The following is a 22,193-nucleotide window of genomic DNA, read 5'->3' on the forward strand; positions in this document are numbered from 1 at the left end:
TTGTAAAATGATAATCCTAACAAAAGGGATTACAGGTCTCTCACCGTCACCTGCTCGCTGCGAATATTTTGTTAGCATCTTGTTTTTACATTTTCTTATAAAATATCTACTGATTCTGTTGAGTTCTCATCATTTGTTAAATGCAAACCCAAAACAGACTCGTCTAAAGTTTCAAATGCTTGTGTTTCTGCTAATTCACGATTTGCTTCTTCAATGCGTTGCTGTAGTTCTTCTATTTCTTCCGGAGAAAATTGACGTGTCAGATCAATTTCATCTTCTTCTGCTGTCTCAACAACTTCCCCTAGAGCTGATTGAACAACTTCTTTAAAAGCTTCATCGCTTGTCTGCAAGTAAGTAGCTGTTGGACGAAGAATATCTTCCCATTCTGAAGAATTCACAATGCTTAATTGACTTTCAATTGTTGATTTTAAACGTTGGTGGAAGACACGCGTTTTATTTTTCAACTCTTCTGTTTCAACAGCCACTTTCTTAGCATTATCTGTCGCTTGACGAAGAATTTCATTAGCCTTGTATTTTGCCTCATCCAACAAATGTTGGGCTTCTTGCTCAGCTTTATGAACAATGTTTTCAGAACGGTCATTTGCCGCTTGTTTCACACGTTCTGCTGTATCTTGTGCAATCAATACAGACTGGCTAAGGGAATCCTTCATCTCGTCAAAGTAAGTCAAACGTTCTTCCAGATTTTTAATTTTTGACTCTTGCTCATGATTGACACGAACCAAATCTTCATAATCTTGGACAATGATGTCAAGAAATTCATCTACTTCGTCAACATCATATCCTCTAAATTTGTGAGCAAAAGCTTTATCTTTAATTTCTAATGATGTAATAGCCATATTTTCTCCTTACTTACTAGACAATAATTCAACAGTTAATTTGTACTTTCCATTTTTTGAAAAGCCATTTTCTCTTAAAACTTTTACTCTTCCATATCCTCGTACACTAATCAAGTCATTTAATAACAAATGATGACTAGGATTATCCAACATAGAATAATTTACCCTAACTTGCTTTGTTGCTATCAACTTAGTCGCAACACTTCGTGACAAACGAAATGAAGCAGCTAAGACTTTATCCAAACGCATACTAGAAACAAGCACATCTCTTAGCTTTGAATCTGCTTGAACAGCTATCAGTTGTGAAAAATCCACTTGTTTCAATTTTACAGATGTCTTTGCTATCCTTGAGATATGATCGATGAAAAATTGAGTAAATTTTCTATCTACCATAATTTGTACTCTACCAGAAGCAACAAGAATATCACCAAAAACTTTGCGCTCAATTCCTAATTGATTCAGCACTGTTCCCATTATTTGCGAATGGGTTAAGTGGTGAAATTTATTCGCATAGCTGATTTCTAACAGATCTATTTCAAAATCACTTACTTGCAACTCATAGTAGAGAGGAGCAATAATGACTTTAGCCAATTCACTCGTATAATAATCCGAACTTGAAAATATTTGCAATTGCAAATGATTTCCAAGATTCCGTAAAATTTCAACTTGGTGTGGATTCACAAACGAAGTTACTTCAAAAGAATAAGAATCCTCAACTCGCTGCATCTTTTCTAAGCTTTTATCAACAAATTCACGATCTTCTTCTGTAAAATGTTGGTATAAATGTTTAATATTCCTCATGAATTTAAGCTAAAAGCAAAAGAGCATTCAAAATGATGCCAGAAACCAAATTCAAAAGAAAGATAACGATAAGAATCGTCCAATCAAGACCAGCAAATTGTAAATTGAAACGTTGAAATGGTTTCAAAACAGGCTCTACTATCCGTAAAATCAACTGACCAAGTGATGTTTGATAGGCACCTGGAAACCAAGATAAGAGAGCATACACCACTAAAATAAATGAATACACTCTTACCAAATTATAAAGTATATTTACAATCCAAACCATGTTTTTATCTACGTTTCATATCAAAATCAAATTCGCCACTTTGTAAATCCTCAGGTAATTTCAAATCCTCAACATTTACAACAACATTGATTGGTGTTAAAAGGTACATTGTACTTGCAACTTTTTTTATATTTCCTGCAAGCACATAACGAGCACCATCCAAATAATCCAAACAACGACGAGCTTGCACTTCTGTCATATATTGAAAATCAATCAAAATGCTTTCATTAACAATTAACAAATCAACAATTTCAGTTGTTTCTTCATATTTTCTTGGATAACGAACATTGATTGTCACTTTGTCATCTGAAATTGTCCGATGTTGTGCCAATTCTTGCTGACGTGCATGCAGACGAGTAATGTTCTCATTTGCTCCCGACTTTGTAGAAGATTGTGAAGAGCTACTCGCTGTATGTACTAGTCTTTCTTTGGTAGGTGTAGATTGATTACTCACACGCGGTGGCAACTCTGGCGTTTGAACGCTTGCGTCTTCACCATCTTCTGTAAAGTAATCAATGAATTTATCAAATCTATCTTTAAGAGACATAATACTTTCCTATTTAAAAAATGCGGTACCAATTCTGACAAAAGTCGAACCATTTGCAATGGCTATTGCATAATCGCGGCTCATTCCCATACTTAAATCAGTAAAAGGCATGTTGGGTAACTGTTTACGTTGTAATCTTTTTTGTAATTGATTAGCTTGTTGGAAAATAGCATTTAATTCAGCCTCATTCGCTTCAAATGGTGCCATTGTCATCAAACCAACAATCTGAATCTTTTCAAGTTTTTCTAGCTCAGGTAAAATAGTATCAATTTCCTCTACAGTAAAACCATGTTTACTGGCTTCTTTGGAAATATTGACTTGTAAAAAGCATTTAATGATATGCTCTGCTCTTTTGTTGATTTCTTGAGCTAATTTTACTGAATCCAAGGCATGGAAATAGTCAACATAATTAATGACGTCTTTCACTTTTCGCCTTTGAAGCGTACCAATTAAGTGCCAAATCACATGTTCATCTTGTAGAGCCTGATATTTATCTAGAAACTTATCTACTCGATTTTCACCGATATGATGAATCCCTGCTTTAATCAGTTCTTTAGCAGTAGAGCTGTCAACATACTTGGTGACAGCTATTACTTCTACTGATTTTTCTGAGCGATTAACTTGTTGTGTAGCCTGTGCTACATTCTCCAAAATTTGAGATGTATTCTTTTCTAAATCCATTTTAGCGATTTTTAAAGAATGGTGGTGTTTCTAATTCATCGTCATCAGAACTAGTATCTTCATAACGTTCTACAGCTGGTGTAGTATTCGTTTCTGTTGAACGAACAATATTTTCACGACGCAAATCCCAGTCACCAAATGCTGAAACTTTTGGGCTTTCTGCTCGTTGATGGCTTGGCTTTGGTACTTCAAGATTTTCAGTCAAGTCAAAGTTACGATCGTAGCCTTGAGTTCCTCGAGAATTACGATTTCCACGAACTGCAGTTGAATAAGAATTTTGTTGAGCAACTGGGCGAACACCACTTACTCGATCAATTTTTTCTTGACGAACACCTGTTGCAACAACTGTCACACGAATTTCATCTTTCATACTATCATCAATAGATGTTCCTAGCCAGATATTCACACCATGACCAGCTGCCTGATTGACAATTTCTGATGCTTCTTCTGCTTCAATCAAAGTCATATCAAGCCCACCTGTAACATTTATGATAACATCTTCAGCTCCATCAATCGTTGTTTCAAGAAGTGGTGAATAGATAGCCTTACGCGCAGCTTCAATAACACGTTCTTCACCACTACCAATACCAATTCCCATAAGAGCATCGCCTTTATTTGCCATAACTGTTTTCACATCAGCAAAGTCAAGGTTGATAAGTCCTGGGCTTGTAATCAAGTCTGTAATTCCTTGCACACCTTGTCGAAGGACATTGTCTGCCTCGCTCAAAGCTTCAAGCAGAGGGGTTTTCTTATCAACGATTTCAAGCAAATTATTGTTTGAAATGATGAGAAGCGTATCTACATGCTCACGAAGTTCATTGATGCCTTCAATTGCAAAGTTCCCCCGCTTACTTCCTTCAAAGCCAAATGGACGAGTGACAACTGCAACTGTTAAAGCTCCCAGTCCTTTTGCAATACGAGCAATAACCGGTGCAGCACCTGTACCAGAGCCACCGCCCATACCAGCTGTAATAAAGACCATATCAGCTCCTGTAAGAGCTTCTGTCAATGTTTCTTCGCTTTCTTCAGCCGCTTTACGACCGATTTCAGGCTGTCCTCCAGCACCAAGACCACGCGTCAACTTTGGACCAAGCTGAATGACTGTTTCTGCTTTTGAACCACTAAGAGCCTGAACATCTGTATTGGCAGCGATAAATTCAACGCCTGATACTCCTTCATCAATCATGCGGTTAATGGCATTGCCACCACCACCACCGATACCAATAACTTTAATTACTGCTCCTTGTGTCGCAGCTGTATCAAATGAAAATGTCATAATGTATTACCTTCTCCTTTAATCAAACATATTACCAAGCAGATTTCGAACACGATCTGTCAATTTTTCTTTTGGCTGTTGAGATTGTGTTGGAAGTGGTTCTGGACGTTCAACTTCTTCTACTGCTTCATCAACCAAAGCCGCAGTTGGCTGTTGTGGTTGAGTAAAGCGTTGCAACGGATTGAACGACTGACTTTGCTGTGTTGAACGAGAGAATTCAACTGGCTGATGCCGTAAAAGTTCATCACCATGAACAGCAGCCTGTGCTAGAACATCAACTTCAGATAAGTTTCCTGCATACTCTGATAAACTAATAACATGGGCAAACGCTGGATTACGAATACCGATTTGATTTGGAACATATAATTTAACGGGAACACCGAAAACTTCTTGTGCCAATTCAACCACGCCCGGCAAAATCGCACCGCCTCCAATAATAACAATACCACCTGGAAGCTCTAATAAATGTCTTCTCTCTAAATCTTGCTTGATTTGTTCAAAGATATGTTTAACACGCGCTGAAATAATTTCTGCTAAATAACGCTCTGTCACTTCAACTGGTTCCACTTCACCAATTACTTCCACTTGGAAAGACTCATTGCTAGCGGCAGGTACGTATGCTTCTCCATAGTTAAACTTCAAGCTCTCTGCCAACTTCTTAGATGTTTTTAAAACCTTAGAGATGTCTTTTGTAACATATTCGCCACCTTCTTGATAGATATTGGTAAATTGTAATTCTTGATTGCGAACAGAAGCTGCAGTTGTTTGGCCGCCCCCCATATCAATGACAGTTGCACCAAACTCACGCTCTCCTTCATTCAGAACGGATTTTGTCATAGCGAGCGGAGAAATGATAATGTTTTCAACTTGAACTCCTGCACGCTCAACCGTTTTTCTCAAATTATGAAGAATAGTACGTGGACCTGTATATAGAAGACCACGCATTTCTAAACGAATTCCCATCATTCCGCGAGGATCACGAATTCCTTGAAAACCATCTACGATGAATTCCTCTGGAATAAAGGTAATAACTTCCCGGTCTGGAGTCATACTTTTTGTCAAAGCAGATCGTACAACATTTTCAACATCTGCATCTGTAATTTCTTTCGTTTCACTTGTCACAGGAATCATACCTTGTGTTGCTTCAATCTGTAACAAGTTAGCAGGCAAACCAACATTCACCAACTTAATTGAAATCCCTGCTTTTTCCTCTGCTTGTGAAATTGCAGACTTTATAGCACTTGCTGCTGCTTCGATATCTACAATGATACCATCTTTGACACCAGCACTTTTGGCGTTACTAACCCCAATTACATTTAATTCATTGTTTACGTGTTCTACTACCAAGACCTTAATGGAGCTTGTTCCGATATCTAATCCTGTAAAAAAGCCATCTCTAGCCATTAGACCATTCCTCTCTGTTTACCAAGTTTCTCACTTATCAATTTAACTATCAAAAAAGTATAGTTATTCAAAGCATATTATAACATAAAAATTTAAAAAGTGGTTAGATTTTCTGCATTATTTTAGCTAATTCGATAACTAAATATCCCTGCTTCCATATCCACAATACTTGCTTCGGTTAATTGTGGTTTAATTTTTTCATAATAAGGTAGCTTTTTGGCCACTTCTGACAGAGGAACTATAATTTTATTTCCATCTGTCATCATGAGAGTCAACAAATCCTCGGTCGCTTTACTTGGTGTATGCTGAACTGTTTGAATTTCCGATTTGATCGTATCGGAAATACCTGCTAATTGTCGCACAAATTTCTTAAGCATAGCTTTATCTGAAAAATCAAGTCTAATATAACTTTTAGGTAATTGTGATTTAGTAACTGGGTTAGCAATTTCTTCTCCGCTAGATAATACTGGAAAATATTGCTCTCCAGAATAATCATAAGCGACAACTTTATATTCTGTCACTTTAATTTTGAATGTAATGGGGAACCGGTACGTTATTTCTGCCTTTTCAGCCCATAAATTTGACTGTTTGATATTCTTAGCATGGGCTTTTTGGCTCAAATAGGTTGTCAAGGTGTAATCCTCTTTTTGAATACTAGAAGCCTCCAGAACCTCTGTTTTGGACAGTTGTTTATTCCCCGTCACCTCTATATTCTTTAATTTTGAATAAGGACTAATAAAATAAACAGCTAAAATCAACAAAACAGAACTGAGAATCAAGACTGGAAGAGCACGGTAAACATGACGAGGAGCAATTTTTTCTCTAGTCTCTTTTTCATTTTGTTTGGCTTGTTTGCGCTCTGCTTTCTTCTTTTTTCTCAAGTCTGTTTTATCAAGAGGCTTATCTTGTTCTTCCTCAGAGAACTCTGTACTAGTGGATTCTTCCAAGTCTTCTGATTCTGCTTTTTGAGTATCAGATGTTACTTCTGGCTTTTCATCTTCCTCGCCTGCATCTAATTTCTCAGGATTTGGCAAATGCTGCTTTTTTTGCTCTGCCAGTTCTTTCTCTTTTTCAGCTTCTTCTTGAGCTTTTTTTTCAAGATATTCCTTGTTTCTTTTTTGCCACTCAGAAAGTTTTCCTGTCTCTTGTCCTTTCTGATCCTCTTGCTTCTTTTTTGTCATTTTCTTCCTTTATCTATGTCATTTTTTAAAAGGTTATAAAATTCATCTAACGATTTTATTTCTTGAGACTGTTTCATGGTTCGTTCATACATTTCTTTCCGCTCAAGCATTTCGGCAATCACTTTTTGTAGATTTTCAAAGTTTAGTTGACCCTCGTCCAACTTCTTAGCATAGCCTTTTTTTACAAAATAATCTGCATTTTCAATCTGATCACCACGACTTGCTTCTCGTCCCAAAGGAACAATCACATGGAGTTTTGCCATAGCCAATAACTCAAAAATAGTATTAGATCCGCCACGTGTTATAACGACATCTGCTAAGTTCATCAATGGTTGATAGAGATCTGTCACATAGGCAACCCGATAGAGATGATTGGATAATTCATCTAAATGAGCATCTCCTGATAAATTGATAACATTGTAGTGCTGAGTTAATTCTATTTTATTTTCCGTTACCAAATCATTAAAGACCTTAGCACCAGCCGATCCACCAACAAACAGAAGGGTCGGAAGATTTTTATCAAAATGTTGCTGAATCCTTTGAACCTGCTCATTTGGTGCAGTTATTTTTTCTCCTACTTTTGTTACAGCTCCTACATGTTCAATTTTTGTCAAAGCATGAGCTTGTTCAAAAGTCGAATACATTTTCGTAGCACATTTGTAAGCAATTTTATTGGCCAAACCAATCGAGAGGTCTGACTCATGCACATAAACTGGTACTCTAGATAAACGCGCTGCAATGACAGGAGGAACCGATACAAACCCCCCTTTGGAAAAGAGAACTTGTGGACGAACTTTTACCATAATCCCTAAAGATTGTAAAATCCCCCACGTTACTTTGAAAATATCCAACATATTTTGCCAAGAAAAATAGCGACGTAATTTCCCTGTTGCTATAGAATGAAATGTGATATCCAAACCCGACTTCTTGATTTCTTGGTATTCAATTCCGTGCTTATCACCAATATAGTGAACTTGCCAGCCTGCGTCTAGGAATTTTGGAATGAGCAAAAGGTTTAGCGTCACATGACCAACTGTTCCTCCGCCTGTAAATATAATCTTTTTCATCTTAACCCTTTAATTCTTCAAATGTTGTAATAAATTCATCGCCCCGAACTTCAAAATTTGGATACATGTCCCAGCTAGCATTTGCAGGACTGAGCAGAATAATGTCGCCTGCTTGAGCTTCAGCAAAAGCTTTTCTAGTTGCATCTTTCACATCAGTAGCATCAATATAGCTAACATCTGCTTTAGCCGCTGCTCTCTTGACACGTGCTGCGGATTCTCCAAGAATAATCATTTTCTTCAATCCTTGAATATCTGGGATCAATTCGTCAAATTCGTTGCCACGATCCAGTCCACCAGCAATCAAGATAACCTTGCTATTCTCAAAACCAGATAAGGCTTTTTGTGTTGCTATAATATTTGTGGATTTGCTGTCATTATAAAATTTTACATGGTTCATTTCACCAACATATTGAAGGCGGTGTTTAACGCCACCAAAACCTGCCAATGTTTCTTTGATGACTTGATTTTCAATGCCACGTAGTTTTGCAACTGCAATAGTTGCGAGGGCATTTTCAACATTATGACTCCCTGGCACACCAAGCTCATCAGCTGCCATAATTGCCTCCCCACGAAACATCAAAACATTTCCCTCTAAGTAAGCACCATCTACTCTTTCTTTTGTTGAAAAGGGTACGACAGTCGCCTGTGTCTTTGCAGCCAACTCTTTCGCTAATGTTTGGTTGAAATTCAATACAAGAAAATCCGTTTTAGTCATATTGTTTTGAATGTTCCACTTAGCCGCTACGTATTCCTCAAAAGAGTCATGATAATCAATATGAGTTGGCATCAGATTGGTAATCACTGCAATTTTTGGATGAAAGGTTTCAATGCCCATGAGTTGGAAAGAAGACAACTCCATGACCAAAGTATCATTTTTTGTTGCAGTTGTTGCAACTTGACTGGCTGGAAAACCAATATTCCCAGAAAGCAAACCATTTTGACCACCTGCAGTCAAGACTTCCGCAATCATTGTTGTTGTCGTTGTTTTTCCATTAGAACCCGTAATCCCAATAATTGGAGCATCTGAAATCAAATAGGCCAGTTCAACTTCAGTTATAACTGGAATTTTCTTTTCCAAAGCTCTTGCTACCATAGGATTGTCATAACGAATACCAGGATTTTTGACCATCAATTCAAACTCTTCATCCAAGAGTTCCAAAGGATGCCCACCTGTTACAACTTTGATTCCTTCTTCAAGGAGAGACTGAGCAGCAGGATTTTCCTCAAATGGCTTCCCGTCATTCACTGTAACAATCGCTCCTAACTTATCTAATAAACGAGCAGCAGATTCACCAGACTTGGCCAAGCCTAAAACTAAAACTTTCTTATTTGCAAAATTTGTAATGTGCTTCATAACACGCCTCTTTTTAATTCTTCTGTCTCTATTTTACCTTTTTTTCAGAAAATAAAAAAGCCTTTATGGCTTTTTATTCTTATCTGTCACGAAGTTTTGAGTGAAACGATATTTTTTTATCTTTTTGTGACAATTTTGAAATATCACGTAGCGAAAAATATGCTACGCCAATCATTGCAATTCCTATGAAAAATTCAGACGGTAATTGAAAAATCTGAAATACTGCTAATCCTAATAAAATGATAAAGGCTACTAGGGCAATCACTAAAACTACTACATTTAAAGTCCCTTTAATACTTTGCGGAGCAGCAAAAATGTAAAATAACAGAATGAGAATTCCAAAGATTAAATAAAACATTTCTGCTCCTTTCTAGCCTATTTGCTTCTTTAATACATTAGCAACGAAGCAAATCGTTCTTTCATTATTCAGCTGATTTTTTCTTTTTAGCAGCTTTGGCACGTTGATTTTTATCAAGAATTTGTTTCCGCAAACGGATCGATTCTGGTGTCACTTCCATGTATTCGTCATCATTCAAAAATTCGAGTGATTCTTCCAATGTCAAAATACGAGGTGTTTTTATAACCGCTGTTTGATCTTTCGTTGCAGAACGTACATTAGTCATTTGTTTGGCTTTTGTAATATTGACCGTCAAGTCGTTTTCACGTGAATTTTCACCAATAATCATTCCTTCGTAAACTTCTGTACCTGGATTGACAAAAATGGTTCCACGTTCCTCAATAGACATGATTGAATAAGTCGTTGCTTTTCCTGTATCAATCGAAACAAGAGCTCCGCGACGACGACCGCCAATCTCACCTGGAATCAATGGTAGGTATTGGTCAAAAGTATGGTTCATAATCCCGTAACCACGCGTCATAGAAAGGAATTCAGTTGAGTACCCAATCAAACCACGTGCAGGAACAAGAAAAATCAAACGAGTCTGTCCATTTCCTGTTGATACCATATCTAGCATTTCACCTTTCCGTTCAGAAAGACTTTGGATAACCGAACCCTGATATTCTTCTGGAGTGTCAATTTGCACACGCTCAAATGGCTCACATTGTACTCCATCTATTTCTTTGACGATAACTTCTGGGCGCGATACTTGTAACTCATAACCTTCACGGCGCATGGTTTCGATTAGGATTGATAAGTGTAATTCTCCACGACCTGACACAATCCATTTATCTGGTGAGTCAGTCGGATCCACACGAAGTGAAACGTCCGTTTGCAATTCAGCCTGCAAGCGTTCTTCAACTTTCCGAGACGTTACCCATTTCCCTTCACGACCAGCAAATGGTGAATTGTTCACTAAGAAAGTCATTTGCAGTGTTGGCTCGTCAATGTGAAGAATCGGCAATGGTTCTACCACATCCGTCGGAGTAATGGTTTCACCAACGAAGATATCTTCCATACCAGATACAGCAATCAAATCACCTGCTTTGGCTTCGTCAATTTCACGACGCTCTAGCCCAAAGAAACCAAATAACTTGGTAACACGAAAGTTTTTCGTTGTGCCATCTAGTTTAGAAAGAGTAACTTGGTCACCAACTTTCACCGTTCCGCGGAAAACACGACCAATCCCGATACGCCCCACAAAGTCATTGTAGTCCAAAAGAGAAACTTGGAATTGAAGGGGCTCATCTGAGTTATCAACTGGTGCTGGGATATGATCAATAATTGTATCAAAAAGTGGTGCCATAGTGTGTTCTTGGTCAGCCGGATCATCTGACATAGAAGATGTCCCATTAATAGCTGAAGCATAAACAACTGGGAAATCTAATTGGTCATCGTCAGCACCAAGTTCAATGAAAAGTTCAAGAACTTCATCCACGACTTCCGCTGGACGAGCTGATGGTTTATCAATCTTATTTACTACTACAATTGGTACAAGATCTTGTTCTAAAGCTTTTTTCAACACAAAGCGAGTTTGTGGCATAGTTCCTTCATAAGCATCAACAACTAGAACAACCCCATCAACCATTTTCATGATCCGCTCAACTTCTCCACCAAAGTCCGCGTGCCCTGGCGTATCCATAATATTGATGCGAACACTATTATAGGCAACAGCTGTATTCTTGGCGAGAATGGTAATCCCGCGTTCCTTTTCAAGATCGTTGGAGTCCATTGCTCGTTCTTGCAACTCTTTACGCTCATCCAATGTATGTGATTGCTTAAGCAACTCATCAACCAAGGTTGTTTTCCCGTGGTCGACGTGAGCAATAATAGCGATATTGCGAATGTCTTCTCTTAATTTTGTCATTTTGTCCTCTATATCTTATGTTTTATTTCTAACTGAACAATTATATCACAGATTGAGGTAAAAAACACGGTTAAACCAGGTGTAAATGTTTTCATTAAAAAATCAATCTTCTCCAATTTTATTTCCATTTCTTATCACAAAAAATTATGGTATGATAAGAAAAAATTCAAGGGAAATGATATGCGTTTAGATGTCCTACTAGCTCAAGCTCACATTAGCCGTAAAAAAATGAAGCAAGCTCTCCTAAAAAAGAAAATCTTGGTAGATGACTGCCCTGCTCGAAAACTTAGCCAAAATGTTGATACAGGCTTGCAGACGATTACAATAGAGGCACAACCTATCTTCATCAATTCACATCAATATTTTATGATGAATAAGCCACTTGGTGTTGTGACTGCTAACTCTGATAGGAAACACCAAACCGTTCTGGATCTCATCAGACCTGAAGACTTCAATGAAGACCTATATTCTGTTGGTCGACTTGATCGAGATACCTGTGGATTGCTGTTAATCACTGACAATGGTCCACTCGGTTTTCAACTACTACATCCTCAGTATCACATCACAAAAATGTATGAGGTAGAGGTTAATGGTCTCCTAGATAACCAGATGATAAAAGCCTTTCAAAAGGGGATTGTTTTTCTTGATGGAACAATTTGTAAACCAGCTCTACTTACAATTCATTCTTCTACTCCAAACAAAAGTACTGCGACAGTCACTATTTCTGAGGGAAAATTTCATCAAATCAAAAAAATGTTTTTGACTGTCGGTGTCAAAGTTACTTCTCTTAAACGGACTCATTTTGGAGCTTTTGAGTTAGACCCAAACTTAGCCACAGGAGAATATCGAGCATTCAACCAATCAGAACTCGAAATAGTGAAGCACTACCTAGAAAAAAGCTATTAAAAGTGAGCAATCCTTTTAGATTACTCACTTTTAACTTTTCCTTTCCATCCATCTAGTCCTGTAGAGAGGATGTAAATATTTTGATAACCTTGCTTTTTCAATAGAATAGCTGCATTCATCACACGTTGTCCACGACTATTTTCATATAGTAAAACAGCCTTGTCCTTACGAATCGCTCCTAAGCTTGTTTTTAATTGCTGTGACGGAATATTTCGTGCCCCTAAAATATGTTTATGACGAAAATCGGCTGGATCTCGTAAATCAATCAACTGACCTTGACGAATCATATCACCAAATTCCGCATTATCTACCACTTTAGCCGCACGACGGACACGTACATAGTTAAAGCCCATCCATCCTAACATTCCAACAATAATTGCCAATAAAATCCAGTTTAACATGTTTTCTCCTCATTCTTTTTCAAATATTGTAATTCTAATCGATGCTCTCTTCGTAAGATGCTTTCAGCTTCTAGATAGTCTAGTTTTTCTATCAAGCCTGCATCGTAAATCCTCTCTAGCTCAATTTTCATCATTTCAATATCATACAAGCGCTTCCCCATATAGATAATAATGCCAAAACTTTTGAGGTATTGCTGTACATCATAAAGTGTTTTCATGAGCCTTATTTTACCAGAATTTTAAGAGTATTTCAAGGTTAAAAAGAGGATGTTTATCTCTTTAAGCATTCAAAAACAGACAAAAAAGCCACCGAATTTGGTGACTTCTATAGGGAGATTATTATGAAAAAGAAAAGTTTAGGATTTTATCAAATAAAGTTAGGAGGTCTTCATCTGATGGTATTAGTATAACGCTATCTCCTTAAACTTATCTTAAACTCTAAAAAATTTTTTTAATTTATTTTCTACTTTCAAAATTCTATTTACAATCCTGGAACTTGTCCAATTTCTGCTGTCAACATCCAAATGTTCTTTTCCAAATCGGCTTTGGCACCAACAAAAATATCGTTCGTTACATCATCTCCTTCTTCATCTGTTACGTCCAGAGCTTTTTGGTAAAGACCCACCAAGTAACGGAAGATTTCGATGACACGTTCCAAACTTTCTTCTACACTCTTGCTAAATTTTCCTTCTTTTTCTTCAATATTGCTGTGTTGGATGAATTCACTCAAAGTTGAATATGGAGTTCCGCCCAGAGTAATCAAACGTTCACTCACTTCATCCAAAGTTGTATCCAAGGATTCCATATATTCATCCATCTTAGGATGCCAAACCATGAAACCAGCTCCACGCATGTACCAATGTACTTGGTGAAGAGCAATACGAGCAGTGTATAAATCTGCTACCGCTTGGTTCAATACCACTTTTGTTTTGGGAAGAGACTTATTCAAAGATCCAACACTTGAGAAAGTTGCAACATCCTTGACTGCTTCGTTGTTTATTTTAATCATTTTCTTTACCTCACTTTATTTAGAATGATTCTAATTTTTATTATAATTTAATTATAATGTTTCTAAATAAGAAAGTCAACTAATTAAACTCATAAATTTCTTTTATTAGAGAAGTTGCAATTTTTTAGAATAATTTACGAATAAAAAAGTATGATTCATTTTTATTTTTTCTTGGTTGGAAGTATTGTAGCTTCCTTTTTAGGACTGGTCGTTGATCGCTTTCCTGAACAGTCTATTATCACACCTGCTAGTCATTGCAACATTTGTGGACAGAAATTAGCACCTCGTGATTTAATTCCTGTTCTTTCACAGCTTATCAATCGGCTGCGTTGCCGTTTTTGCAACTCAAAAATTCCCATCCGTTACATCCTTCTAGAACTAACTGGTGGCTGTCTCTTTCTTGCAACATCTTTAGGTTATCTAAACATCAACCGGCTCGTTTTGCTTGCAATGGGAATGACCTTATCCCTTTATGATCAAAGAGAACAGGAATATCCTATCCTCATTTGGTTGTTCTTTCATCTTCTTCTCCTATTTTTGGTAGGTTTTAATCTTCTAATGATTAGTTTTTTAGCCCTTGGGATTTTGGCTCACTTCGTTGATTTACGTATCGGTGCAGGAGACTTTCTTTTTCTGGCATCTTGCTCAACTATTTTTCATCTGACTGAAGTTCTTCTCATTATTCAAATTGCTAGTATCATTGGTCTGCTCCTTTTTGGTTTAAAATCAAAAAAAGACAGGTTAGCCTTTGTTCCCTGTCTTTTCTGTGGTAGCAGCATCCTGATAATGATACAATTTATCGTTCTTCACCAAAATGCCTTATGATTTATTTGAGAGTTGCTTTACCAAAAATTTATAAAATAGAAAAGCTAGATATCCGCCTAATGTATTTGTCCATAAGTCATCTATTTCAAAAACACGATTGGCATCAATTAAAATATCTAGTAAAATCTGTGTGCATTCGATAAACAAGCTCATTGAAAAACTGGCAAATAGCACACGCTTAGCGCTCCTCATCTTAGGAAAAAGCCAGAGAAGTTGAAAAATCAGTGGGCTAAGCAGAAAAATATTCATTATATTTTGTACAAAAACCTTAATTAATTGAAAGAAAGAAGTAATTTGCCCAAGATTGATAAAAGAATTAAAAGGAATGAGAAGCACTACAATACGACCAAACTGCTGAATCCCCGGCGTCCCCATTCCCTTTTCTGGCACTTGAGGGAGAAAACACATTAGACATAATAATAAAATGTAGAAAATGCTTCCCCAAGTAAGAAAAGTACGTCCCTTAACGGTTAATTCACCATCTGTTTTCAATAGATTGTTCAATTTAAGCATGCTTGGTAAGAGCTTTCTCCTTGTCCTGCTTCATGGTGTTTGAGCGCAATTGACCGCAAGCTGCATCAATATCCGTACCATGCTCTTGACGAACAACACAGTTAATGCCATTCTTTTTCAGAGTATCGTAGAAAGCCATTACACGTTCTTTGGGACTGCGACTATATTGATCATGTTCGCTAACTGGATTGTAAGGAATCAAATTGACATACGATAGCTTTTTGATGTTTTTGAGCAATTCAGCTAATTCCAATGCCTGCTCTACTCCGTCATTGACTTCATTTAACATAATATATTCAAAGGTCACTCGGCGGTTGGTCGTTTCAATATAATATTCAATTGCCGCAAATAACTTCTCAATTGGAAAGGCACGATTGATTTTCATAATGCTGGAGCGCAATTCATTATTGGGTGCATGAAGAGAAACAGCTAAATTAACCTGCACTCCTTCATTTGCAAAATCACGAATTTTATGCGCTAATCCAGAGGTTGAAACCGTAATGTGACGAGCCCCAATAGCCAGTCCCTTGTCATCATTGACGGTTCGCACAAATTTGAGAACATTGTCATAGTTATCAAAAGGCTCTCCAATCCCCATGACCACAATATGACTAACTCGCTCACCTTGTCCTCGCTCATCAAAATATTTTTGTACCAACATAATCTGAGACATAATCTCTCCGTTATTCAAGTCACGCTGCTTTTTAATCAGCCCGCTGGCACAAAAAGTACAGCCAATATTGCAGCCCACTTGCGTGGTTACACAGACTGAAAGACCGTAATGTTGCCGCATAAGAACTGTCTCAATCAACATGCCATCTGGCAATTCAAACAGATATTTCACTGTTCCGTCTGCTGATTCCTGCACAATTCGTTGCTTCAGTGGATTCACAACAAATTCATCTTCTAATTTTGCCAACAAATCCTTTGAAATATTGCTCATTTCTGCAAAAGATTGAACTCGTTTGCGATAGAGCCACTCCCAAATCTGAGCAGCTCGAAATTTCTTTTCTCCTTTACTTTCTATCCAATTTATCAAGTCTTGACGAGTCAAACTATAAATTGATGGTTTCATGTTCTTCCTCTCTATACCAGCTCCCAGTTTTTGCTATTTTTGACGAATAACAAAGTGACGTTGATTGTTTGTCTGCTGCTTTCCCTCATTCTGTCTTTTTGTTCTCTGTTTTTGGCGTCTGCTACGCTGACGATTTTCACGTTTAGGTTGTTCCTGCTCTTTACGGAAACGAGCTTTCTTAGATCGGCGTGGTTTGATTTCATTTTCTTTTTTGTGGTGAGATTTTTTATCAAATGATGCACGACGCGGTTTCAAATTTTCCAAGACAAAATAAGCACAACCATAATTGCAGTATTCTAACAAATAATCTTCTAAGCGACTGATTTTTTCCTCGCTTTCATTTGCCTTGTCATCTTTATAAAATCCACGCAAACGCAACTGCTCGTTGCCCCAGTCGCCAACAATATAATCAAATTTTGTTAAAATATCTGAAAAACGCTGATTAAAAGCTGTGACATCAAAACCTTCTTTGTAGTTGTCCACCAACTCAAATTCAATTGTCTCAGCCATCACTTTTGTTCCTATTTGCCGAAATTCCGGTCCAGGAAATTTATTGTAATTATATAATTCAGGTGCAATTTCTTTTCGCATAGTTATCCTTTATAAACGTTATTTACTTGTATTATCTTATTTTACCATAAAAAGAAGTGTTTTTGACAGTTGAAATATGGAATGAAAAAAGGGAATGGGACAAAAATCGATATTTCGTAAGAAATCGATTTTATCGCCTCACCCCCGGCAAAGTTGAGTAAGTCTGCAAAAGCCGATAGCCTCAGCACATTAGAAATTACTCAACTATTGCATTGTATTCTTTGAAACTGAAGACCTTCGTCTCAGTCTCATATTGCCAACTGGTTCTTTTAGTTTTCTTCATTATTTAAGATTTTTTAGTACTTTTGAGGTAATCAATTGCGTCTTGCAAGGTCTTGACAGGTACAATTTTCATTTTAGTTTTAATTTCTTTAGCAGCTGCCAAAGCTGTCTCATAGTTTGTTTTCGCTTTAGGATTGGATTTTTTCACTTCCTTGGTGACTGGATTATTTGGCGCAAAGAAAATTTCTGCGCCATTTTTAGCTGCTGAAACAACTTTTTTATCAATCCCACCAATATCACCAACTTTTCCTTCACGGTCAATCGATCCTGTCCCAGCAATATTTCTGCCATCTCTCAATGTCGGGTCTGCAATCTGTGTATAAATCGCCAAGCTAAACATCAAACCCGCACTTGGTCCACCAATCCCAGCTGTTGAAAATTCAATTGGTATATTACTTGTGACTTCTGTTCGGTCAATTAAGCTAATACCAATCCCATTTTTCCCATTTTCAAGTTTGATAATTTTACCTATAGCAGATTTTTTCTGACCGTCTTCTACATAGTTCACCTTGACCTTGCTGCCAATTTTCTGTGAGCCTACATAATCAATCAAATCTTTTGAACTGTTGAAAGTCTTATCATTCACGCCTGTCACAGTATCTGCAATATTTAGAATCCCTTTAAAGGTTGAATTCTTGGTAACTTGCAACACATAAACACCCAAATATTTCAAACTAATATCCTTGCCTGCTTTTTTTAACCCTTGATATTTGGCTAAGTTTTGTGATGTTTCCATATAAAATTGATTGATTCGCATATATTCTTTATCAGAAGTTCCGCCAGTCAGATCTTTCGCCGAATAAATATCTGTAAAAGGAGTCAACCAAGCATAAACCAAATGAGCAAAGGTTGCATGCTGAATCCCAACAGTGACAAAGTTATAAGAACCTTTTTCCTTATCCACTTTATTATCTACACGTAATACTTGCCGAACATCTGCTGCACCACCTGGCACCTCAATGTAATAAGGCAGAGGAACTATAAAAGACATGAACAGTAGAAGCAGCCCTACTACAGCCACTATCGGCCATTTTTTAAATTTAGTTCGTGATTTTTCCATGTTGTTTCTTTAACTCCTTTACGACACTTTCGGGCACATACTTTGAAACATCCTGCTCAAAAGCAATCAATTCACGAATTCTTGATGAGCTGAGATGCTGATAAGCTGGGGTGCTAATCAAAAAGATGGTATCCAATTCAGGTGCCAATTCATGATTGAAAAAGTTGAGCTTTCCCTCATAATCCAAATCTTGGCTATTCCGTAATCCCCGTACAAGAGTTGTCACTCCTAATCTTCGTGCCACTTCTACTGCTAATTCGTCATGAGAAATGACAATTTTAACATTATCCAAATGAACTAGAGCAGCTGCTATCATTTTTTCTTTCGCTTCAATACTAAAAAAACTCGTTTTCTCAAGATTATAAAAAATACCAACATAAAGACAATCAAAGAGCTTGCTAGCTCGCTCAATCAAGTCAACATGCCCCTTTGTAATCGGGTCAAAAGAACCCGTAAATAATCCAATTTTATCTGACATAAACCGTCACCTTTGAAATTCCATATATTTTTTGCTTCCAGATACCTAACCCTGCGATTTCTTCTGGTAAATCCACCGACTTGTCTGTCTCACAAACAACCAGTATATCATCACTCAAAAGCTCTCGTTCAGCCAATTTTTCAATATCTGCAGCAATCTGCTCTTTTGCATACGGCGGATCTAACAAAACTAAGTCAAACTGCCCTGCTAGTAATTCAAGTGCTCGATTAGACTCCATTTTAAGAAGTTCAAACCGCTTTTCTTCTTTAGTCATCTTGATATTTTGGCTGATAATCGCTTGCGCTCTGCGCTCTTTTTCAACCAAAACAGCCGATGCTATGCCTCGCGAAATAGCTTCAATAGCGAGACTACCACTTCCAGCATACAAATCTAGAACCCGCCCTCCATCAAAATAAGGACCAATCATATTAAAGATAGCTCCCTTAACTTTATCGGTCGTTGGTCTAGTCGTTTTACCTGCTAACGTTTTGAGAGGACGTCCCCCATATTTCCCTGCAACAACTCTCATAAAGAATATTATAACAAAATCTCTAAAGAATGTATCAGTTTTTCTTCTGTGATAGCTGTAAATCAATTGTTTTTTCTGTCCTACTTTTGGAATACAGCTCAAATATGATGATTTCTCAATACAGTTTTTTGCAATTAACTCAAGATAATTGCAAACCAAACAAAAATCCCCTGATATAAATCAGAGGACCGATTGATTATCTCACTTCAAGCAAGCCAACGTCACCATCTTCACGACGATAGAGAACATTGGTTGTGTTGTCTTCTACATCAGTATAGATGAAGAAATCATGTCCCAATAAATCCATTTGAAGAAGAGCTTCTTCTAAATCCATTGGTTTTAAGTCTATTTGTTTTGAACGTACCACTTTTGCAGGTGCAGCTTCTACTTCTTCAATAACAGCGTCTGTAAATAACTGACTAGTTGATTTTTTATTACGGTTTTTACGTTCAATTTTTGTTTTATTTTTACGAATTTGACGTTCAATTTTATCTGTCACCAAATCAATAGAACCATACATATCTTGGGAAACATCTTCTGCACGAAGAGTGATAGAGCCAAGTGGGATGGTTACTTCAACCTTAGCTGTCTTTTCACGATATACTTTCAAGTTTACACGAGCATCCAATTCTTGATCAGCTTGGAAATATTTCTCGATTTTTTCAAGTTTAGAAACTACGTAATCACGAAGCGCTTCTGTTACTTCTAGATTTTCACCACGGATACTATATTTAATCATATAAGTACCTTCTTTCTAAGCATTTTGTTTTTCTTTACTTCATTATAACGCTTTCATTTTTTTTTTTGCAAATTTTTTGTTATCTTGCTAATGAAAATGTCAAAATTTCTTTCACACCCGCTTCCACTAAAATATCTTTGGCAAGTTGTAAGGTTGCTCCTGTGGTATAAATATCATCTATCAAAAGAATTTTTGCTGGAAGTGTAACCTTGTCTTTTACTTTAAAGCACTGCTGGCTCTGCAATCGCTCCTCTCTCATCTTGCTTGATTGAGCAATTGTATCATATTTTTCTAAAATTTCCTTAAATTGCAACTTTGTACCCTCAAGAAAAGCTGTTACTTGATTAAACCCTCTTGCTTGATACTTTTCTACACTCACAGGAATTGGCACGAGCGTATAATCGCTATAATTTTTTAATTCTTGATGCAAAACTTCAGTAAATACAGAAGAAAGAGCATAATCTCCTTGAAATTTATATTGACTAAAGAAGTTTTTCATAGCTTCATTATAGACAAAACAACTCTTATGGCAAACTTCTTTTCCTTTCTTTGTCCACACATCACAGTCTATGCAGATTTCATCTATTCCGTCACGATAGCACTTAGGGCAATGTTGCGCTGAAATACGCTGGAATTTTTCAAAACAAGCATCACAAGCTTTTGCTTTGGGCTTCTTCAAAGTCAGCAAATCACAAAATGTTAGCTTTTCATCAAGTAGACTTTCACATAACAGACAGTTATTCATAAACCAGCCTCCTGATTCATCTCCCGAATTTCTTTAATAGCTTTTTCTATCGCCATAGTTGTACCATCATGAAAAAAGATTAACTCGCCTGTTGGTCGCTCCATACTACGACCAACACGACCAGCAATTTGTACCAAAGCGCTGCGACTAAACAGACAATGGTTAGCTTCCACCACAAAAACATCTACACAAGGAAAAGTCACGCCACGTTCCAGAATCGTCGTTGATATTAAGATTGTGATTTCTTTTCGACGAAATTTCTCTACAACATCTAGTCGATTTTCAGTCGTCGAAGCAACAAAGCCAACTTTTTCATTAGGGAAATTGTTTTGGAGAACCTCTGCAAATTCTTGTCCTCTTTTAATCTCAGAAGCAAAAATGAGAAGAGGAAAACCTGTTTTTCTTTGCTTTTTAACAAATTGTTCCAACTTAGGAACTAGCTTTTTTTGATTCAAGTATTTTTGAAAATTTTCCAACCAAACTTTTCGAGGAACAATTAAAGGGTTACCATGAAAACGTCTAGGGAGACTTAAGCGGCTTAACTCTCCCTTGCTAACTCTTTTGTCCAGCTCATCTGTGGAGGTTGCTGTCAAGAAAATTTTCGTGCCTTGTTCTTTGACTGCTTGATGAACCGCATGATAAAGCATTGGATTGTCTACATAAGGAAAGGCGTCCACTTCGTCAACGATGAGCAGATCAAATGCTCGGTAAAATTTGAGAAGCTGATGCGTTGTGGCAATTACGAGAGGACTGCGAAAATACGCTTCTGATTCGCCATGCAGAAGTGAAATATCACAAGCAAAATCTATTTTCAGTCTACGATAAAGTTCTAAACAGACATCAATTCGTGGGCTAGCCAAGCAGACGGCCCCGCCTTGATCAATAACTTGTGCTACCACCTGATAGATCATTTCTGTTTTTCCAGCTCCCGTGACTGCATGAACCAGGCTATCTTTTCGCTTGGCAACTGCCTCTACAAGACCTTGAGAAACCTTAGCTTGGTAATCTGTTAACCTTCCTTGCCATTTCAAGACATCCGCTTTAGGAAACTCTTCCTGTGGAAAATAGTAGAGTTCTTCATCACTTCTGACCCTTCCTAAGATCAAGCAGGATCTACAGTAGTAAGCACCTATTGGCAGTTGGTGTCTTTCTTTATCTTTATCAACTGCTTGCCCACAGCGATTGCAACATAATTTCCCTTTTTCTTCTTTCATTGCTGGTAAAGTTTGCGCATATAATTGCAATTCTGCTGGTAGTTGTGCTTTTGTAAACATACGACCTAAGCAATCTTGTAATTCTATCATATCTATTTATTCGAAAAAACTTTGGCAAAATACAAG

The 22,193-nt window shown here is 37.3% G+C and carries 25 protein-coding genes and 2 pseudogenes; 2 read left to right on the plus strand and 25 right to left on the minus strand.

Annotation, left to right across the window (positions count from 1 at the left end; translation table 11 throughout):
* Positions 1 to 95: 95 nt before the first annotated feature.
* The 13 genes and pseudogenes from HMPREF2542_RS04550 to typA form a co-directional block, all read right to left on the minus strand.
* Positions 96 to 857, minus strand: a complete 762-nt coding sequence (locus tag HMPREF2542_RS04550) for a DivIVA domain-containing protein (RefSeq protein WP_003070139.1) — start codon at positions 855 to 857, stop codon at positions 96 to 98.
* Positions 858 to 866: 9 nt separating this feature from the next.
* Positions 867 to 1,658 carry a YlmH family RNA-binding protein gene (locus tag HMPREF2542_RS04555; protein WP_058670224.1) on the minus strand — a complete coding sequence of 264 codons (792 nt, stop codon included), beginning with the start codon at positions 1,656 to 1,658 and terminating at the stop codon, positions 867 to 869.
* Positions 1,659 to 1,662: 4 nt separating this feature from the next.
* Complete coding sequence (locus tag HMPREF2542_RS04560) at positions 1,663 to 1,926, minus strand: YggT family protein (RefSeq protein WP_003028359.1); 264 nt, start codon at positions 1,924 to 1,926, stop codon at positions 1,663 to 1,665.
* A 4-nt stretch (positions 1,927 to 1,930) separates the two neighbouring features.
* Positions 1,931 to 2,296, minus strand: a pseudogene (locus HMPREF2542_RS04565) (cell division protein SepF); the annotation flags it as partial.
* Between the two features lie 86 nt (positions 2,297 to 2,382).
* Positions 2,383 to 2,473 (minus strand): annotated as a pseudogene (locus tag HMPREF2542_RS10275) (cell division protein SepF); the annotation flags it as partial.
* A 9-nt stretch (positions 2,474 to 2,482) separates the two neighbouring features.
* On the minus strand, positions 2,483 to 3,154 hold the full coding sequence (locus HMPREF2542_RS04570; RefSeq protein ID WP_058670223.1) for a YggS family pyridoxal phosphate-dependent enzyme: 672 nt from the start codon (positions 3,152 to 3,154) through the stop codon (positions 2,483 to 2,485).
* Between the two features lies 1 nt (position 3,155).
* Positions 3,156 to 4,430, minus strand: coding sequence for a cell division protein FtsZ (gene ftsZ, locus HMPREF2542_RS04575; protein ID WP_037597659.1), 1,275 nt, complete (start codon positions 4,428 to 4,430; stop codon positions 3,156 to 3,158).
* Between the two features lie 18 nt (positions 4,431 to 4,448).
* Positions 4,449 to 5,834 carry a cell division protein FtsA gene (gene ftsA, locus HMPREF2542_RS04580; RefSeq protein ID WP_070484423.1) on the minus strand — a complete coding sequence of 462 codons (1,386 nt, stop codon included), beginning with the start codon at positions 5,832 to 5,834 and terminating at the stop codon, positions 4,449 to 4,451.
* A 122-nt stretch (positions 5,835 to 5,956) separates the two neighbouring features.
* A complete protein-coding gene (locus HMPREF2542_RS04585) occupies positions 5,957 to 7,015 on the minus strand; it encodes a cell division protein FtsQ/DivIB (RefSeq protein WP_058670222.1) in 1,059 nt (352 codons plus the stop codon).
* Positions 7,012 to 8,082 (minus strand): UDP-N-acetylglucosamine--N-acetylmuramyl-(pentapeptide) pyrophosphoryl-undecaprenol N-acetylglucosamine transferase, encoded by a 1,071-nt coding sequence (locus HMPREF2542_RS04590; protein WP_058670221.1) that lies wholly within the window; start codon positions 8,080 to 8,082, stop codon positions 7,012 to 7,014. The genes HMPREF2542_RS04585 and HMPREF2542_RS04590 overlap by 4 nt, the downstream gene beginning before the upstream one ends.
* 1 nt (position 8,083) lies before the next feature.
* Entirely contained in the window at positions 8,084 to 9,436 is a 1,353-nt protein-coding gene (gene murD, locus HMPREF2542_RS04595) for a UDP-N-acetylmuramoyl-L-alanine--D-glutamate ligase (protein WP_058670220.1), read from the minus strand.
* 79 nt (positions 9,437 to 9,515) lie between these two features.
* Positions 9,516 to 9,794: a DUF3165 family protein gene (locus HMPREF2542_RS04600; RefSeq protein WP_003070154.1), complete on the minus strand. Its 279-nt coding sequence runs from the start codon at positions 9,792 to 9,794 to the stop codon at positions 9,516 to 9,518.
* Between the two features lie 64 nt (positions 9,795 to 9,858).
* A complete protein-coding gene (gene typA, locus HMPREF2542_RS04605) occupies positions 9,859 to 11,700 on the minus strand; it encodes a translational GTPase TypA (RefSeq protein WP_049481734.1) in 1,842 nt (613 codons plus the stop codon).
* A 180-nt stretch (positions 11,701 to 11,880) separates the two neighbouring features.
* Between typA and HMPREF2542_RS04610 the strand changes: the two genes are divergently transcribed.
* Positions 11,881 to 12,606, plus strand: a complete 726-nt coding sequence (locus HMPREF2542_RS04610; RefSeq protein ID WP_058670219.1) for a 16S rRNA pseudouridine(516) synthase — start codon at positions 11,881 to 11,883, stop codon at positions 12,604 to 12,606.
* A 20-nt stretch (positions 12,607 to 12,626) separates the two neighbouring features.
* Here the strand turns inward: HMPREF2542_RS04610 and HMPREF2542_RS04615 are convergent, their stop codons facing one another.
* The 3 genes from HMPREF2542_RS04615 to HMPREF2542_RS04625 form a co-directional block, all read right to left on the minus strand.
* The gene (locus HMPREF2542_RS04615) at positions 12,627 to 13,007 is read right to left on the minus strand and encodes a rhodanese-like domain-containing protein (protein ID WP_003070160.1); all 381 of its coding nucleotides are present in this window, start codon (positions 13,005 to 13,007) and stop codon (positions 12,627 to 12,629) included.
* Positions 13,001 to 13,225 (minus strand): YqgQ family protein, encoded by a 225-nt coding sequence (locus tag HMPREF2542_RS04620; RefSeq protein ID WP_003070161.1) that lies wholly within the window; start codon positions 13,223 to 13,225, stop codon positions 13,001 to 13,003. Before HMPREF2542_RS04620 ends, HMPREF2542_RS04615 begins: the two co-directional genes overlap by 7 nt.
* A 263-nt stretch (positions 13,226 to 13,488) precedes the next feature.
* A complete protein-coding gene (locus tag HMPREF2542_RS04625) occupies positions 13,489 to 14,016 on the minus strand; it encodes a Dps family protein (protein WP_058670218.1) in 528 nt (175 codons plus the stop codon).
* A 150-nt stretch (positions 14,017 to 14,166) separates the two neighbouring features.
* Between HMPREF2542_RS04625 and HMPREF2542_RS04630 the strand changes: the two genes are divergently transcribed.
* On the plus strand, positions 14,167 to 14,841 hold the full coding sequence (locus tag HMPREF2542_RS04630; RefSeq protein WP_058670217.1) for a prepilin peptidase: 675 nt from the start codon (positions 14,167 to 14,169) through the stop codon (positions 14,839 to 14,841).
* Here the strand turns inward: HMPREF2542_RS04630 and HMPREF2542_RS04635 are convergent.
* From HMPREF2542_RS04635 to HMPREF2542_RS04675, 9 genes are all read right to left on the minus strand, one after another.
* Positions 14,836 to 15,354, minus strand: a complete 519-nt coding sequence (locus HMPREF2542_RS04635) for a VanZ family protein (RefSeq protein WP_058670216.1) — start codon at positions 15,352 to 15,354, stop codon at positions 14,836 to 14,838. The two genes, HMPREF2542_RS04630 and HMPREF2542_RS04635, sit on opposite strands and share 6 nt — an antisense overlap.
* Entirely contained in the window at positions 15,347 to 16,429 is a 1,083-nt protein-coding gene (rlmN, locus tag HMPREF2542_RS04640) for a dual-specificity RNA methyltransferase RlmN (protein ID WP_039676704.1), read from the minus strand. The genes HMPREF2542_RS04635 and rlmN overlap by 8 nt, the downstream gene beginning before the upstream one ends.
* 33 nt (positions 16,430 to 16,462) lie before the next feature.
* Positions 16,463 to 17,020 carry a YutD family protein gene (locus HMPREF2542_RS04645; protein WP_049481726.1) on the minus strand — a complete coding sequence of 186 codons (558 nt, stop codon included), beginning with the start codon at positions 17,018 to 17,020 and terminating at the stop codon, positions 16,463 to 16,465.
* A 286-nt stretch (positions 17,021 to 17,306) separates the two neighbouring features.
* Positions 17,307 to 18,362: a SepM family pheromone-processing serine protease gene (locus tag HMPREF2542_RS04650; protein WP_058670215.1), complete on the minus strand. Its 1,056-nt coding sequence runs from the start codon at positions 18,360 to 18,362 to the stop codon at positions 17,307 to 17,309.
* Positions 18,343 to 18,840: a pantetheine-phosphate adenylyltransferase gene (coaD, locus tag HMPREF2542_RS04655; protein WP_058670214.1), complete on the minus strand. Its 498-nt coding sequence runs from the start codon at positions 18,838 to 18,840 to the stop codon at positions 18,343 to 18,345. Before coaD ends, HMPREF2542_RS04650 begins: the two co-directional genes overlap by 20 nt.
* Entirely contained in the window at positions 18,830 to 19,378 is a 549-nt protein-coding gene (gene rsmD / locus HMPREF2542_RS04660; RefSeq protein ID WP_172459566.1) for a 16S rRNA (guanine(966)-N(2))-methyltransferase RsmD, read from the minus strand. Before rsmD ends, coaD begins: the two co-directional genes overlap by 11 nt.
* Before the next feature lie 187 nt (positions 19,379 to 19,565).
* On the minus strand, positions 19,566 to 20,108 hold the full coding sequence (gene hpf, locus HMPREF2542_RS04665) for a ribosome hibernation-promoting factor, HPF/YfiA family (protein WP_003032381.1): 543 nt from the start codon (positions 20,106 to 20,108) through the stop codon (positions 19,566 to 19,568).
* 79 nt (positions 20,109 to 20,187) lie between these two features.
* Entirely contained in the window at positions 20,188 to 20,853 is a 666-nt protein-coding gene (locus HMPREF2542_RS04670) for a ComF family protein (protein ID WP_003043136.1), read from the minus strand.
* Positions 20,850 to 22,157, minus strand: coding sequence for an ATP-dependent helicase ComFA (locus tag HMPREF2542_RS04675; protein ID WP_058670213.1), 1,308 nt, complete (start codon positions 22,155 to 22,157; stop codon positions 20,850 to 20,852). Before HMPREF2542_RS04675 ends, HMPREF2542_RS04670 begins: the two co-directional genes overlap by 4 nt.
* Between the last annotated feature and the right edge of the window lie 36 nt (positions 22,158 to 22,193).

Source organism: Streptococcus sp. HMSC034B05 (genome assembly GCF_001809055.1).
Lineage (GTDB): Bacteria > Bacillota > Bacilli > Lactobacillales > Streptococcaceae > Streptococcus > Streptococcus constellatus.

Coding starts and splice junctions, on each gene's coding strand:
- typA (WP_049481734.1), bottom strand. CDS start 11,700: ATGACAAAATTAAGAGAAGACATTCGCAATATCGCTATTATTGCTCAC.
- HMPREF2542_RS04675 (WP_058670213.1), bottom strand. CDS start 22,157: ATGATAGAATTACAAGATTGCTTAGGTCGTATGTTTACAAAAGCACAA.
- HMPREF2542_RS04650 (WP_058670215.1), bottom strand. CDS start 18,362: ATGGAAAAATCACGAACTAAATTTAAAAAATGGCCGATAGTGGCTGTA.
- HMPREF2542_RS04615 (WP_003070160.1), bottom strand. CDS start 13,007: ATGTTAAACTGGATTTTATTGGCAATTATTGTTGGAATGTTAGGATGG.
- HMPREF2542_RS04555 (WP_058670224.1), bottom strand. CDS start 1,658: ATGAGGAATATTAAACATTTATACCAACATTTTACAGAAGAAGATCGT.
- rlmN (WP_039676704.1), bottom strand. CDS start 16,429: ATGAAACCATCAATTTATAGTTTGACTCGTCAAGACTTGATAAATTGG.
- HMPREF2542_RS04560 (WP_003028359.1), bottom strand. CDS start 1,926: ATGGTTTGGATTGTAAATATACTTTATAATTTGGTAAGAGTGTATTCA.
- ftsA (WP_070484423.1), bottom strand. CDS start 5,834: ATGGCTAGAGATGGCTTTTTTACAGGATTAGATATCGGAACAAGCTCC.
- HMPREF2542_RS04590 (WP_058670221.1), bottom strand. CDS start 8,082: ATGAAAAAGATTATATTTACAGGCGGAGGAACAGTTGGTCATGTGACG.
- HMPREF2542_RS04550 (WP_003070139.1), bottom strand. CDS start 857: ATGGCTATTACATCATTAGAAATTAAAGATAAAGCTTTTGCTCACAAA.
- HMPREF2542_RS04620 (WP_003070161.1), bottom strand. CDS start 13,225: ATGAAAACACTTTATGATGTACAGCAATACCTCAAAAGTTTTGGCATT.
- hpf (WP_003032381.1), bottom strand. CDS start 20,108: ATGATTAAATATAGTATCCGTGGTGAAAATCTAGAAGTAACAGAAGCG.
- HMPREF2542_RS04570 (WP_058670223.1), bottom strand. CDS start 3,154: ATGGATTTAGAAAAGAATACATCTCAAATTTTGGAGAATGTAGCACAG.
- HMPREF2542_RS04670 (WP_003043136.1), bottom strand. CDS start 20,853: ATGAATAACTGTCTGTTATGTGAAAGTCTACTTGATGAAAAGCTAACA.
- murD (WP_058670220.1), bottom strand. CDS start 9,436: ATGAAGCACATTACAAATTTTGCAAATAAGAAAGTTTTAGTTTTAGGC.
- coaD (WP_058670214.1), bottom strand. CDS start 18,840: ATGTCAGATAAAATTGGATTATTTACGGGTTCTTTTGACCCGATTACA.
- HMPREF2542_RS04600 (WP_003070154.1), bottom strand. CDS start 9,794: ATGTTTTATTTAATCTTTGGAATTCTCATTCTGTTATTTTACATTTTT.
- HMPREF2542_RS04635 (WP_058670216.1), bottom strand. CDS start 15,354: ATGCTTAAATTGAACAATCTATTGAAAACAGATGGTGAATTAACCGTT.
- HMPREF2542_RS04585 (WP_058670222.1), bottom strand. CDS start 7,015: ATGACAAAAAAGAAGCAAGAGGATCAGAAAGGACAAGAGACAGGAAAA.
- HMPREF2542_RS04630 (WP_058670217.1), top strand. CDS start 14,167: ATGATTCATTTTTATTTTTTCTTGGTTGGAAGTATTGTAGCTTCCTTT.
- ftsZ (WP_037597659.1), bottom strand. CDS start 4,430: ATGACATTTTCATTTGATACAGCTGCGACACAAGGAGCAGTAATTAAA.
- HMPREF2542_RS04645 (WP_049481726.1), bottom strand. CDS start 17,020: ATGCGAAAAGAAATTGCACCTGAATTATATAATTACAATAAATTTCCT.
- HMPREF2542_RS04610 (WP_058670219.1), top strand. CDS start 11,881: ATGCGTTTAGATGTCCTACTAGCTCAAGCTCACATTAGCCGTAAAAAA.
- HMPREF2542_RS04625 (WP_058670218.1), bottom strand. CDS start 14,016: ATGATTAAAATAAACAACGAAGCAGTCAAGGATGTTGCAACTTTCTCA.